The 12,809-nt window shown below is 56.7% G+C and carries 11 protein-coding genes and 3 tRNA genes; 13 read left to right on the top strand and 1 reads right to left on the bottom strand.

All coding sequences use genetic code 11. The features are described 5' to 3' along the window. The first annotated feature begins 91 nt into the window (after nt 1–91). The 3 genes from ACTJJ1_RS11085 (at nt 92) to ACTJJ1_RS11095 (ending at nt 438) form a co-directional block, all read left to right on the top strand. A tRNA-Gly gene (locus tag ACTJJ1_RS11085) sits at nt 92–167 on the top strand. Between the two features lie 64 nt (nt 168–231). Next, nucleotides 232–307, top strand: a tRNA-Gly gene (locus ACTJJ1_RS11090). Nucleotides 308–362: 55 nt separating this feature from the next. Next, a tRNA-Gly gene (locus tag ACTJJ1_RS11095) sits at nt 363–438 on the top strand. A 309-nt stretch (nt 439–747) separates the two neighbouring features. Here ACTJJ1_RS11095 and queG read toward each other — a convergent pair. Continuing rightward, entirely contained in the window at nt 748–1,887 is a 1,140-nt protein-coding gene (gene queG, locus ACTJJ1_RS11100) for a tRNA epoxyqueuosine(34) reductase QueG (protein ID WP_006323223.1), read from the bottom strand. Here queG and nnr point away from each other — a divergent pair. The 10 genes from nnr to ACTJJ1_RS11150 all read left to right on the top strand — a co-directional run bounded on the left by nnr (nt 1,886) and on the right by ACTJJ1_RS11150 (nt 12,715). Further along, nucleotides 1,886–3,397, top strand: a complete 1,512-nt coding sequence (gene nnr / locus ACTJJ1_RS11105) for a bifunctional ADP-dependent NAD(P)H-hydrate dehydratase/NAD(P)H-hydrate epimerase (protein ID WP_440833687.1) — start codon at nt 1,886–1,888, stop codon at nt 3,395–3,397. The two genes, queG and nnr, sit on opposite strands and share 2 nt — an antisense overlap. A gap of 14 nt (nt 3,398–3,411) precedes the next feature. Beyond that, the gene (gene tsaE / locus ACTJJ1_RS11110; RefSeq protein ID WP_004952688.1) at nt 3,412–3,882 is read left to right on the top strand and encodes a tRNA (adenosine(37)-N6)-threonylcarbamoyltransferase complex ATPase subunit type 1 TsaE; all 471 of its coding nucleotides are present in this window, start codon (nt 3,412–3,414) and stop codon (nt 3,880–3,882) included. Nucleotides 3,883–3,889: 7 nt separating this feature from the next. Beyond that, nucleotides 3,890–5,497: an N-acetylmuramoyl-L-alanine amidase AmiB gene (gene amiB / locus ACTJJ1_RS11115; RefSeq protein WP_421414893.1), complete on the top strand. Its 1,608-nt coding sequence runs from the start codon at nt 3,890–3,892 to the stop codon at nt 5,495–5,497. Nucleotides 5,498–5,519: 22 nt separating this feature from the next. Next, nucleotides 5,520–7,376: a DNA mismatch repair endonuclease MutL gene (gene mutL, locus ACTJJ1_RS11120; RefSeq protein ID WP_440833690.1), complete on the top strand. Its 1,857-nt coding sequence runs from the start codon at nt 5,520–5,522 to the stop codon at nt 7,374–7,376. Then, entirely contained in the window at nt 7,369–8,310 is a 942-nt protein-coding gene (gene miaA / locus ACTJJ1_RS11125) for a tRNA (adenosine(37)-N6)-dimethylallyltransferase MiaA (protein ID WP_006323238.1), read from the top strand. Before mutL ends, miaA begins: the two co-directional genes overlap by 8 nt. 114 nt (nt 8,311–8,424) lie before the next feature. Next, the gene (gene hfq / locus ACTJJ1_RS11130; RefSeq protein ID WP_004952704.1) at nt 8,425–8,733 is read left to right on the top strand and encodes an RNA chaperone Hfq; all 309 of its coding nucleotides are present in this window, start codon (nt 8,425–8,427) and stop codon (nt 8,731–8,733) included. Nucleotides 8,734–8,831: 98 nt separating this feature from the next. After that, nucleotides 8,832–10,112 carry a ribosome rescue GTPase HflX gene (gene hflX, locus ACTJJ1_RS11135; RefSeq protein ID WP_004952707.1) on the top strand — a complete coding sequence of 427 codons (1,281 nt, stop codon included), beginning with the start codon at nt 8,832–8,834 and terminating at the stop codon, nt 10,110–10,112. Nucleotides 10,113–10,180: 68 nt separating this feature from the next. Further along, the gene (gene hflK / locus ACTJJ1_RS11140) at nt 10,181–11,440 is read left to right on the top strand and encodes an FtsH protease activity modulator HflK (protein WP_004952710.1); all 1,260 of its coding nucleotides are present in this window, start codon (nt 10,181–10,183) and stop codon (nt 11,438–11,440) included. 3 nt (nt 11,441–11,443) lie between these two features. Further along, nucleotides 11,444–12,451: a protease modulator HflC gene (gene hflC, locus ACTJJ1_RS11145; protein WP_004952713.1), complete on the top strand. Its 1,008-nt coding sequence runs from the start codon at nt 11,444–11,446 to the stop codon at nt 12,449–12,451. 63 nt (nt 12,452–12,514) lie between these two features. Beyond that, a complete protein-coding gene (locus ACTJJ1_RS11150) occupies nt 12,515–12,715 on the top strand; it encodes a DUF2065 domain-containing protein (protein WP_004952715.1) in 201 nt (66 codons plus the stop codon). Nucleotides 12,716–12,809 lie beyond the last annotated feature (94 nt).

The following is a 12,809-nucleotide window of genomic DNA, read 5'->3' on the forward strand; positions in this document are numbered from 1 at the left end:
TTTCAGGGGCTTGCGACAAAAAGGATTTCTCGTATAATGCGCACCCCGTACCGATGAAGAATTTCGTTTAGTTCCGACATCGATACGCCGGGCGGGAATAGCTCAGTTGGTAGAGCACGACCTTGCCAAGGTCGGGGTCGCGAGTTCGAGTCTCGTTTCCCGCTCCAAATTCAACAATGCTGCTTATGCGGCGTGATGAATAAAAAAAGTATCAAGCAGTACCCATGCGACGCGGGAATAGCTCAGTTGGTAGAGCACGACCTTGCCAAGGTCGGGGTCGCGAGTTCGAGTCTCGTTTCCCGCTCCAAAAAATTCAAAGGCCATGTTGTTGTTTGATGGCCAGGTGCTCAAAGCATCTCAATGCGGGAATAGCTCAGTTGGTAGAGCACGACCTTGCCAAGGTCGGGGTCGCGAGTTCGAGTCTCGTTTCCCGCTCCAATTTTATCTTCGATTAAACTCAGTTCAACGCCTTTGCCGGCGGGGCTCTTTGTCTCTCCATACACACCCTGTCGAAATGTTGTGAACAGAGTTATCCACAGATAGCGCTCATAATACCCTCAGTTCAAAAAATCAACACCACCGAAATGAAATATGTAATTTATTGATTTATAGCTATATTTTTTTATAAGAAAACGTTATGCCGATCACTTGCTCTTTTTGTTGCAGTTGAAAGACAAAGCATTTTTATTTTTATGCACAAATCCACAGAGCGACTATCGGGGTCTGGACAGCGGAGCCGGCAGGGTTTTAGGCATCCCTCGGTAATCCTTTTTCCACGGCCCGTATCAATCGTTTTTTCTGCGTTGTCTGCACTTCTATGCCCTGCGCTTCACGTCGCGCCAACTGCTGCTCAAGCGCCCAGTCAATATGCTCGTCCAGCATGGGGTCCTGGCTCAGCCTGGAGCGTAGCGCTATCACCACGGCATCCTGATAAGGGGCATTGCCCAGCGCTACGGCGATATTGCGTAGCCAGCGCAAATGGCCGATACGCCGAATGGCGGAACCTTCGGTAATGCGCAGGAATTTCTCTTCCGTCCAGCCGAACAGTTCAATCAACTGAGGCGCATGCAGCGCAGCGCGCGGGCTGAAATCATCTTCGTCGGTGAGCTGGGAGAAGCGATTCCACGGGCAGATAAGCTGGCAGTCATCACAGCCGTAAATGCGGTTACCCAGCAATGGGCGGAACTCTTCCGGGATGGCGCCCTCAAGCTCGATGGTCAGGTAGGAGATACAGCGGCGCGCGTCCACGGTGTAAGGTGCGACAATCGCACCGGTTGGGCAGGTGGTGATGCAGGCGACGCAGCGGCCACACTGTTCCGGCTGTGGTTCATCCACCGGTAGCGGCAGATCGATCAGCAGTTCTCCGAGAAAGAACCAGGAACCGGCTTCGCGATTGAGAATAAGTGAGTGTTTACCAACCCAGCCGATGCCGGCCTTGGAGGCCAATGCACGCTCCATCACCGGCGCCGAATCGACAAAGGGACGAAAGTTCAGCTCGCCGCAGTAGGCCTGGATCTGGTCGCCGAGCTTTTTCAGCCGCTGGCGCAGCAATTTATGATAGTCCCGCCCCAGCGCATAGCGGCTGACGTAACCCAATTGCGGATTATTCAGGGTGCTGGCAAAGGCCGCTTTCGCCGGCAGGTAGTTCATGCGCACGCTGATCACCCGCAGCGTACCGGGCAGCAGCTCATGCGGCCGTGCGCGCAGCATGCCATGGCGCGCCATCCACTCCATTTCGCCGTGGTATTGCTTGTCCAGCCATGCCTGCAACTTGGGTTCTTCGGCGCTCAGATCGGTATCACAAATGCCTACCTGCTGGAATCCTAGCGATTGCCCCCATTGCTTGATATGTTGGGCGAGTTGATTGAGATCGAGGGGGTGCGTCATGACGGGCCACAGTGAAAAACAATACACCGACAGTTTATCACACTCTGTCTGGTCTGCGGACGGGATCCGACAGGCAGAACCTGCCGCCGCCGCCTCGCTCGGCATTTCACTCTACGATTTGATGCAGCGTGCCGGTGAGGCGGCTTACGCCCTGGCACGCGACCAATACCCGGCAGGCAGCCATTGGCTGGTACTGTGCGGCCACGGCAACAACGGCGGCGACGGTTACGTGGTCGCCAGACTGGCTGCTGCAGCCGGCGTAAAGATTACGTTGATTGCCTGCGAGGGCGCGCGGCCCTTACCCGTAGAGGCTGCCGCCGCCCGGCAGGCCTGGTTGAACGCCGGGGGTGAAATTCATCCGGCTGACAGCCGCTGGCCGGAAAGTATCGATCTGATTATCGATGGCCTGCTCGGCACCGGGTTGGGGACCGCACCGCGAGCGCCTTACAATGCCTTGATTGAGGCCGCTAACCGCAGTTCAGCGCCGGTTATCGCACTTGATATCCCTTCAGGCCTGCTGGCCGAAAGTGGCGCTACGCCTGGTGCGGTCATTCGCGCTACGCACACCGTCACCTTTATCGCCCTAAAACCGGGCCTGTTAACCTGCCAGGCCCGCGATTGGGTCGGGCAACTTCATCAGAGTACGCTAGGATTATCTGGCTGGCTGGCGAAGCAACCGGCGCAGATTCATCGGGTTACCGCAGAATCTCTGGCGTTGTGGCTGAAGCCGCGCCGCCCTTGTTCGCACAAGGGCGAGCAAGGGCGTTTACTGTTGGTGGGCGGCGATCACGGCTTTGGCGGGGCGGTACGTATGGCGGCAGAGGCCGCACTGCGCAGCGGCGCAGGCCTGGTGCGAGTGCTTACTCACATTGAGCATGTCGGGCCGCTGCTTACCGCCCGTCCTGAGCTGATGGTGCAACGTCTGAGCGACGATACGCTGCAACAGGCGCTCAATTGGGCGGATGTGGTGGTGGTGGGGCCGGGATTGGGCCAGGGCGAATGGGGTCGGAATGCACTGAAAGTGCTGCAAGCCAGTGATAAACCGGCGTTATGGGATGCCGATGCGCTGAACTTGCTGGCATTAAATCCCGAGAAGCGTCAGAATCGCGTGATTACCCCGCACCCTGGGGAGGCTGCACGCTTATTGGGGTGCAGTACCGCTGATATTGAGAGTGATCGCCTACTTGCAGTGCGCAAACTGGCGGCGCATTACGGTGGCGTGGCGGTGTTGAAAGGCGCCGGTACGCTGATCGCGGATGAGCAGGGCCAGATGGCGATCGCGGACGTCGGTAATGCGGGCATGGCCTCCGGTGGTATGGGCGACGTGCTGTCGGGCATTATCGGTGGTTTGCTGGGGCAAAAGCTATCGCTGTATGATGCAGCCTGCGCGGGGTGTGTCGTGCATGGCGCTGCGGCCGATCGCGTGGCGGCAAGACAAGGAACAAGAGGGATGCTGGCGAGCGATCTATTGCCGGAAATCCCTTATTACGTTAATCCTGAGTTGGCATAAATAGAAACTATCGAATGAAAGAACTCGTTTTACCTCTGCCGGATGAGGCAGCGACTGTCGCATTGGGCGCCGCCTTGGCCAAGGCGTGCGATCGCGCCAGCGTAATTTATCTTTACGGTGACTTGGGCGCCGGTAAAACCACCTTCAGCCGTGGTTTCCTGCAGGCTTTGGGGCACCAGGGCAATGTTAAAAGCCCAACCTATACGCTGGTGGAGCCGTATGCGCTGTTGCCACTGGCGGTATACCATTTTGATTTGTACCGGTTAGCCGATCCGGAAGAACTCGAATTTATGGGCATTCGCGATTATTTTGCGCAGGATGCCATTTGCCTGGTGGAATGGCCGCAGCAGGGCACTGGCGTGTTGCCGGATCCGGATCTGGAGCTGCACCTCAGCTATCAGGATCAGGGGCGAGAGGCAAAAATTCAGGCGGTTTCCGCCTACGGTAGCCAGCTTTTAGACCGTATCCACGGGCCACAGGAATGACGCCGCAATGACGTATGCGTTGAAGAAATTACTCGTAATCACCCTGATCGCCGTATTGGGGTCTTTTGGTGTGGCCAGTGCGCTGGCGGCATCGTCGCTGTCTGATATCAAAGTGTCCAATGCCCAGCGAGAAGCCACGGTATCGGTGAGCTTCAATGGTCCGCCGGATTACGCCTTCTTCCCGCTGCATGGCCCGGACCGCGTGGTCTTGGACGTTAACCAGAAAGGCAAGGTTGGCGGCCTGCCGCTGAGTTTTAGCGGACAGAACCTGGTAAAAAGCATCCGTTCCAGTACGCCGAAAGACGCTCAGAGCGTGCGGTTGGTGTTTGATCTGACTCAGCGCTCGAAAACTCGCGTCGCTACGCGCCAGAACGGCGGCATTTATACCGTCGTATTTACCATTGCCGCCGAGGGCAGCGCCAACACCAATGTGGTGCGCAGAGCGCCGGCGGCCATTCCCGCGCCGGCCCCTGTAGTGGTCCGCGACCCGGTACGCAAAGCGCCGGTGATGAGTGAACCTGAATCCGAATCCGAAGCTGAATCGGCACCGGTGCGAAGAGCGCCGAGCGGCTCGAATCCTTTCACCAATAAGCCGACTGTAGTATCGGGCACCGCATCGGAAATTACGCCGCGCAGCAGCCGCGTATCCGTGGGTTCCGGCGATCGGGTGGTGGTGGCGATTGATGCCGGTCACGGCGGGCAGGATCCGGGCGCTATCGGCCCGAACGGCCTGAAAGAGAAAAATGTTACCATCGGCATCGCGCGCCGTTTGCAGGCCATGTTGGATGCCGATCCGCAGTTCAAACCGGTGCTGACGCGTACCGGCGATTACTTCATCTCGGTGATGGGGCGTTCTGACGTGGCGCGTAAACAGGGTGCCAACGTGCTGGTCTCCATTCATGCTGACGCCGCGCCAAACCGCAGCGCCAACGGGGCCTCGGTTTGGGTGCTTTCCAATCGCCGGGCCAACAGTGAGATGGCAGGCTGGCTGGAACAGCATGAGAAACAGTCTGAGCTGCTTGGCGGTGCGGGTGATTTGCTGGCCAACAGCCAGGCCGATCCTTACCTGAGCCAGGCGGTGCTGGATTTGCAGTTCGGCCACTCGCAGCGAGTGGGTTACGATGTTGCGGTAAAAGTCTTGCAGCAATTGCAAAGCGTGGGTTCATTGCATAAACGCCGCCCGGAACACGCCAGCCTTGGTGTGCTGCGTTCGCCGGACATCCCATCACTGCTGGTGGAAACAGGGTTTATCAGTAATAGCACGGAGGAGCGGCTGCTAGGCAGTAGCGCGTATCAGGATAAAATTGCCAGGGCGATCCACAATGGCCTGCGCAGTTATTTCCTGGCGCATCCGCTACAAGCCGACCCAAAGGTGGAAAACCGTCCGCTGGACGTCGCAGCGGCGGTTAACACTTCAGCCCCGGCCCCAACCCGCACGGTCGCCAAGGCGAAATCCAGCGTGAAGAAAGCGTCAAAACATAAAGTGACGCGCGGTGATACGTTGTCATCCATTGCTTCCCGTTATGGCGTCAGCGTCAGCGATCTGAAGCGCGTGAATAAACTGAAGTCGGACGTCGCGCCGCTGGATCGGACGCTGACCATTCCGCAGGCCTAGCGCCAACATGACAGGAGCCAGTATGCCCATCCAGGTGTTACCGCCACAGCTCGCCAACCAGATTGCCGCCGGCGAAGTGGTCGAACGGCCTGCGTCGGTGGTGAAAGAGCTGGTGGAAAACAGCCTGGATGCCGGTGCGACGCGCATCGATATCGACATCGAGCGCGGCGGCGCCAAGCTGATCCGCATCCGCGATAACGGCTGCGGTATTGGCAAGGAAGATCTGGCCCTGGCGTTGGCTCGTCACGCCACCAGTAAGATCAGTACCCTCGACGATTTGGAAGCGATTGTCAGCCTTGGTTTCCGCGGCGAAGCGCTGGCCAGCATCAGCTCGGTTTCCCGTTTGACGCTCACCTCACGCACCGCAGAACAAAGCGAAGCCTGGCAGGCTTATGCCGAAGGCCGCGATCAGGCGGTGACGGTCAAGCCGGCGGCGCACCCGATAGGCAGCACGCTGGAAGTGCTGGATTTGTTCTACAACACCCCGGCGCGCCGCAAGTTTATGCGCACCGAGAAAACCGAATTTGGTCATATTGATGAAGTCGTGCGGCGCATCGCGCTGGCGCGTTTCGATGTGGCGATAAACCTCAGCCACAACGGCAAACTGATCCGCCAATACCGCGCAGCGAAAGACGAGAGCCAGCATGAACGCCGTCTGGGCAGCATTTGTGGGCCGGCTTTTTTGCAGCATGCGTTGAACATCTCCTGGCAACATGGCGATCTGACCATTCGCGGTTGGGTGGCCGATCCCGCCGGCGCCCGCCAACTGGGCGAAATGCAGTATTGTTACGTCAACAGCCGCATGATGCGCGATCGCCTGATCAACCACGCCATTCGTCAGGCTTATCAGGATCAATTAAAAGATGAGCAGCAGCCCGCTTATGTGCTGTATCTCGAAGTAGATCCTCATCAGGTCGACGTGAATGTTCATCCAGCCAAGCATGAGGTGCGTTTCCATCAGGCGCGGTTGGTACATGATTTTATCTATCAGGCGGTAACCACCGTGCTGCAGCAGGTTGGCACTGCGCCGTTGCCGTTGGCGGATGAACAGGACCAGGAACCCGCTCCGGCCTGGCAGCCGGAAAACCGCGTCGCTGCCGGCGGCAATCATTTCTCGCAGCCTGCGCCACGCCGCGAGGTTCAACCGGCTGCACCTGCGCCGCAGCCGGCCTATCACGCGGGCAGCGGTTATCAAAAGCGCGAAGGTGAGCTGTATGGCAAGCTGCTGCAGGCCGCTCCCGCCGCCGAACCGCACCAGGAAACGCCGAAACAGCCGCTGTTCCCACCGGTGAAAATCGAGCGGGAAACACCGCTGGCGGGCAGCCAGCACAGCTTTGGTCGGGTACTGATGATTCACCCGCCGTGCTACGCGCTGATAGAAAGCCGCCAGCAACTGATGTTGCTGAACCTGCCGGTGGCTGAACGCTGGCTGCGTCAGGCGCAGCTTAGCCCATCGGAAGAGGGGCTGCGGCCACAGCCGTTGCTGATTCCCATCAAGCTGACGTTGAATAAAAACGAGGTGGCTGCCTGCGTACGCCACCAGTCGCTGCTGGTCAAAATGGGGCTGGATCTGCAGTCGGATCATGGGCGTGTGACGCTGCGCGCAGTACCTTTACCATTACGCCAACAAAATTTACAAAAACTGATACCCGAACTGTTAGGCTATCTGGCCGAGCATCAGGAGATGTCGCCCGCGGTGTTAGCCACCTGGATCGCCCGCCATTTAGGCAGCGAGCACGAACAGTGGAACACCTCGCAAGCGATACAATTGCTGACCGACGTTGAACGACTTTGCCCGCAGCTGGTCAAATCACCTCCGAGCGGACTTTTACAACCTGTTGATTTACAGGCTGCACTGACAGCCCTTAAGCATGATTGAAACTGAAATGACACCACGTCCCCCGGCTATTTTTATCATGGGGCCGACCGCCTCCGGCAAAACCGCTCTGGCGATCGCGCTGCGTGAGCGCCTGCCTGTGGAACTGATCAGCGTGGATTCCGCACTGATTTATCGCGGTATGGATATCGGCACCGCCAAGCCGAGCGCCGAAGAGCTGGCGCAGGCTCCGCACAGGCTGATTGACATCCGCGATCCCGCAGAAGCCTACTCCGCAGCGGATTTTCGTGCCGACGCGTTGAAAGAGATGGCCGCGATTACCGCCGCAGGCCGCATCCCGCTGCTGGTGGGGGGCACCATGCTCTACTTCAAGGCGCTGTTGGAAGGATTATCGCCGCTGCCCTCCGCCGATCCGGCAGTGAGAGAACGCATCGAACAGCAGGCGGCTGAGCAGGGTTGGGACGTTTTACACCGTCAGTTACAAGAGATTGACCCGGTTGCGGCAATGAGAATTCATCCGAATGATCCGCAGAGACTGTCCAGAGCACTGGAAGTTTTTTTTATTTCGGGTAAAACTTTAACGGAACTGACTAAAATTTCGGGTGAATCGTTGCCGTATCATGTTCACCAATTTGCGATAGCGCCGACCAGCCGTGAGTTGATCCATCAACGAATCGAGCTGCGGTACCATCAAATGTTGGCGGCAGGTTTTGAGACGGAAGCGCGTGCACTTTTTGCACGGGGTGATTTGCATACGGATTTGCCTTCCATTCGCTGTGTCGGTTATCGCCAGATGTGGTCATATTTGTCTGGCGAAATTAGTTACGATGAGATGGTTTATCGTGGTATTTGCGCAACGCGTCAGTTGGCCAAGCGCCAAATGACCTGGTTACGGGGCTGGAACTCGGTACATTGGCTGGACAGCGAGAAGCCGGGAGAGGCTTTGGACTCGGTAATACAGGTTGTTAGTGCATAGGTTGAGTGATTGTGTACAATTGATGAGTATTCAGCGCGCAAATTTTTTAGGTCGTTTATTTTAGAGCCGACAGGTTCTTAGTTACAAACAACAAGCAAATAAGGAAAAGATAGAATGGCTAAGGGGCAATCTTTGCAAGATCCGTTCCTGAACGCATTGCGTCGTGAACGTGTTCCGGTTTCTATTTATTTGGTGAATGGTATTAAGCTGCAAGGCCAGATTGAGTCTTTTGACCAGTTTGTCATCCTGTTGAAAAACACGGTGAGCCAGATGGTTTATAAGCACGCTATCTCTACCGTTGTTCCGTCACGCCCGGTTTCGCACCATAGCAACAATCCGAGCGCCGGCACCAGTAACTATCACCATGGTAACAACCCGTCTGCGCCGCAACAGCCGCAGCAGGAAAGCGATGACGCTGAATAAAGCGCGTTGCGAGTCAACCATGACGGGGAGCATAAGCAGCCATGGGCTGTTTATGTCCCCCAAACTCGCGGTTTTTGTCCGTTTGAGAGGTTGCACGCTTGTTTGACCGTTATGAAGCCGGTGAGCAGGCCGTCCTGGTTCATATCTATTTCTCGCAAGACAAAGATACGGAAGATCTCAGTGAGTTCGAGTCCCTGGTGTCCTCCGCGGGTGTTGAAGCTTTGCAAGTGGTTACTGGTAGCCGCAAAGCCCCACATCCCAAGTACTTTGTAGGCGAAGGAAAGGCCGAAGAAATTGCAGATGCGGTAAAAGCCAGTGGCGCATCTGTTGTCCTGTTTGATCATTCCCTTTCCCCGGCGCAGGAGAGAAATCTTGAACGCCTGTGTGAATGCCGGGTGATCGATCGCACCGGGTTGATTCTAGACATCTTTGCCCAGCGTGCCCGTACTCATGAAGGTAAGCTGCAGGTAGAGCTGGCGCAGTTGCGTCATATCGCCACGCGTCTGGTTCGTGGCTGGACGCACCTTGAGCGCCAAAAAGGGGGGATTGGCCTGCGCGGGCCGGGGGAAACCCAGTTAGAGACCGACCGTCGTCTGTTACGCGACCGTATCAGCTTGATTTTACGCCGCCTGGAGCGGGTAGCCAAGCAGCGTGAACAGGGCCGACGTGCGCGTACCCGTGCTGACGTGCCGACCGTATCGCTGGTGGGCTATACCAACGCCGGCAAATCTACCCTGTTTAACCGAATAACGTCTGCCGATGTGTATGCGGCGGACCAGCTATTTGCCACCCTGGATCCCACTTTGCGCCGTATTGACGTGGCGGATGTGGGCGATACCGTGTTGGCGGATACCGTAGGCTTTATCCGGCACCTGCCGCACGATCTGGTCGCCGCCTTCAAGGCGACGCTGCAGGAAACGCGCCAGGCGTCTCTGCTGTTACATGTAATCGACGCCGCGGATACTCGCGTCGATGAAAACATTGAAGCGGTAAACACCGTGCTGGCAGAGATTGAATCGGATGAGATCCCTACACTGTTAGTGATGAACAAAATAGATATGCTGGATGATTTTGTTCCGCGTATCGACCGCAACGATGAAAACTTACCGATCCGGGTGTGGCTGTCCGCCGCCAGCGGTGAAGGTATCCCGTTGCTGTATCAGGCGTTGACGGAGCGCTTATCGGGGGAAATCGCGCAATATGAGCTGCGCTTACCGCCACAGGCAGGCCGTCTTCGTAGCCGTTTTTACCAGCTTCAGGCAATTGAGAAAGAGTGGAACGAAGAAGACGGCAGCATCGGCATGGTGATTCGTATGCCAATTGTCGAATGGCGTCGCCTCTGTAAACAGGAACAGGACCTGATTAACTTTATAGTATGATCATATCCTGTTACATTTGAGCTTCGCGTAAGCCTGAAGTACCCAATCACAGAATATGGAGCTAAAACATGGCGTGGAATCAGCCCGGTAATAACGGACAGGACCGCGACCCGTGGGGGAGCAGCAATAATAATGGCGGCAACTCTGGCGGTAACAATAAAGGCGGTCGCGAGCAAGGACCTCCTGATTTGGACGATATCTTCCGCAAGCTGAGCAAAAAACTGAGCGGCTTGGGCGGGGGCAAAGGTTCCAACAGCAATAATGGTGGTGGCACCGGTACCTCAGGTCCGGGTTTCAGCAGCCGTATTATCGGCATTGCTGCGGTTGCGGTGGTGGTGATTTGGGCCGCCAGCGGCTTCTACACCATCAAAGAAGCCGAACGCGGCGTAGTCACCCGTTTTGGCAAGTTCAGCCACCTGGTGCAACCGGGCCTGAACTGGAAGCCGACCTTCATCGACGAAGTTCGTCCGGTCAACGTGGAGTCCGTGCGTGAACTGGCGGCTTCCGGCGTGATGCTGACTTCCGATGAGAACGTGGTGCGCGTGGAAATGAACGTGCAGTACCGCGTGACCAACCCGGAAGCGTATCTGTTCAGCGTGACCAGTGCCGACGACAGCTTAAGCCAGGCCACCGACAGTGCCCTGCGTGGCGTTATCGGCAAGTACACCATGGACAAGATCCTGACCGAAGGCCGTACTATCGTACGTAGCGATACCCAACGCGTGCTGGAAGAGACCATTCGTCCGTACAACATGGGGATCACGTTGCTGGACGTCAACTTCCAGGCAGCCCGTCCGCCGGAAGAGGTGAAAGCCGCATTTGACGATGCGATTGCCGCGCGTGAGAACGAGCAGCAGTACATCCGTGAGGCAGAAGCTTACGCCAACGAAGTTCAGCCACGTGCTAACGGCCAGGCGCAGCGTCTGTTGGAAGATGCCAAGGCGTATAAAGATCGTACCGTCCTGGAAGCTCAGGGTGAGGTAGCGCGCTTTGCCAAACTGTTGCCGGAATACAAGTCCGCACCGGAAATTACCCGTGAGCGTCTGTATATCGAAACCATGGAAAAAGTCCTCAGCCACACCCGCAAGGTGCTGGTCAATGACAAAGGCAACAATCTGATGGTGTTACCGCTTGAGCAAATGCTGCGTGGCCCGGCCGGCACGGCGGGGGAAGGCAATAAAGACACCAGCCTGATTCGTCTCAACCCCGCTCCGTCCGCCAGCAGCGGCGCCAGCTCGAACAGCCAGCGTAGCAACAGCGGCTCGGTCATGGACCAACGCCGGGCTAATGCGCAGCGTGACGACACCACTCGCGTAGGGAGAGAATAATCAATGCGTAAGTCTTTTATAGTTATCGTCCTTGCGGTGCTGGTGGCGCTGTACGCATCTCTGTTCGTGGTGCAGGAAGGCCAGCGCGGCATCGTGCTGCGTTTCGGCAAGGTACTGCGTGACAGCGACAACAAACCGCTGGTGTATGCGCCGGGTCTGCACTTCAAGATCCCGTTTATCGAATCAGTGAAAACGCTGGACGCGCGTATCCAGACCATGGACAACCAGGCTGACCGCTTCGTAACCAGCGAGAAGAAAGACCTGATCGTCGATTCTTACCTGAAATGGCGTATCAGCGATTTCAGCCGTTACTATCTGGCAACCGGCGGCGGTGACGTTTCACAAGCCGAAGTGTTGTTGAAACGTAAATTCAGTGACCGTCTGCGTTCCGAGATTGGTCGTCTGGATGTGAAAGACATCGTGACCGACTCGCGCGGCAAGCTGATGTCTGACGTACGTGATGCGCTGAACACCGGTACCGTCGGTGATGGCGAAGAAGTGGTGACTACTGAAGCTGATGATGCGATTGCTTCCGCGGCGGCTCGCGTTGAGAAGGAAACCACCGGCAATCTGCCGAAGGTTAACCCGAACAGCATGGCTGCACTGGGTATTGAAGTGATCGACGTGCGTATCAAGCAGATCAACCTGCCGGCGGAAGTGTCTGACGCAATCTACCAGCGTATGCGCGCCGAGCGTGAAGCGGTAGCTCGTCGTCACCGTTCACAAGGCCAGGAAGAAGCTGAGAAGCTGCGCGCAACGGCGGACTACGAAGTGACCCGTACGTTGGCGGAAGCCGAGCGTACGGCGCGTATCACCCGTGGTGATGGCGATGCCGAAGCGGCCAAACTGTTTGCTGCCGCATTCAGCCAGGATCCGGACTTCTATGCCTTTATCCGTAGCCTGCGTGCTTATGAAACCAGTTTCAGCAGCAACAACCAGGACGTGATGGTACTGAGCCCGGACAGCGATTTCTTCCGCTACATGAAGTCGCCTGATTCCACGCGTAAGTAACAGCGACAGGTAAATTATTGGGGGCCCGTTTAATCGCGGGCCCTTTCTTTTTTGGGGTGAGGCATGAATTCAACGATTTGGCTGGCGCTTGGGCTGGTTTTGGTGCTGGAAGGGCTGGGGCCAATGCTGTTTCCACAGGCCTGGCGTAAAATGATACTGGCGATGACCCAGTTGCCTGACGCTACGCTGCGGCGATTTGGCGGTGGAATAGTGGTTGCGGGCTGCGTAATCTACTACATGTTGCGTAGCCGCGTGGGGGTTTAAAGTTTAGTCTAAAAAAGACGCAATCGTGTGCTGAAAGTGCTGAAAATCGAAAATTACGGTGGTAGAATCCATTTTTAAGCAACCGGTGATTTTG

It is taken from the genome of Serratia sp. 22264 (assembly GCF_052045345.1).
GTDB classification, from domain to species: Bacteria; Pseudomonadota; Gammaproteobacteria; order Enterobacterales; family Enterobacteriaceae; genus Serratia; species Serratia plymuthica.